Source organism: Rhizobium redzepovicii (assembly GCF_019793435.1).
Taxonomy (GTDB): Bacteria; Pseudomonadota; Alphaproteobacteria; order Rhizobiales; family Rhizobiaceae; genus Rhizobium; species Rhizobium redzepovicii.
In genome coordinates, this window is the sequence record NZ_JAILYH010000072.1 from 1 (window position 1) to 629 (window position 629).

1 protein-coding gene is annotated in these 629 nt (G+C 60.4%); it reads right to left on the bottom strand.

The genetic code is table 11. From position 1 onward, the window contains the following. The coding region (locus K6N12_RS33620) for a nitrogenase component 1 (protein ID WP_281424337.1) at positions 1 to 629 on the bottom strand (629 nt) is incomplete at both ends.

Here is a 629-nt window from a genome sequence, read left to right on the forward strand (position 1 = left end):
CGACGTTGACATCGTAAGGGCCGGTCTCAAACTCGACTTCGTTCTTGTCGAAAACCCAGTCACGGATGGCGTCGTTGGCGATGTGGTGGCCGAGCGATTGCGAGACGCCGCGGAAGCCCTCGCAGCGTACCGGCACGATCGTCTTTTCGTGCTCCTTGGCCTTCTTGCGCGACACCGCCTCAATGTCGTCGCCAATCAGCCCGATCGGGCATTCCGACTGCACGCTGATGCCGTTGTTGAGGGGGAAAAGCTCCTCGATCTCGTCGATGACCTGTTCAAGCTTCTTGTCGCCGCCGAACACGATGTCCTTTTCCTGGAAGTCTGAGGTGAACTGCAGAGTCACGAACGTGTCGATGCCCGTCAGGCCGACGTAGTAGTTGCGGCGTTGCGACCAGGAATAATGACCGCAACCGACCGGCCCGTGCGAGATGTGGACCATGTCCTTGACCGGCCCCCATACCACGCCTTTGGAACCGGCATAGGCGCAGCCGCGGATCGTCATCACGCCCGGAATGGACTTGATGTTCGATTTGACGTCGCATTCGGAAAGGGCCTTCGGCTCATCGCCAGGCTCGTCGCCGCTCGTTGCGACGCTGAGGTGCTTCTTGCGGCGCTTCGCCGCCTTGTCT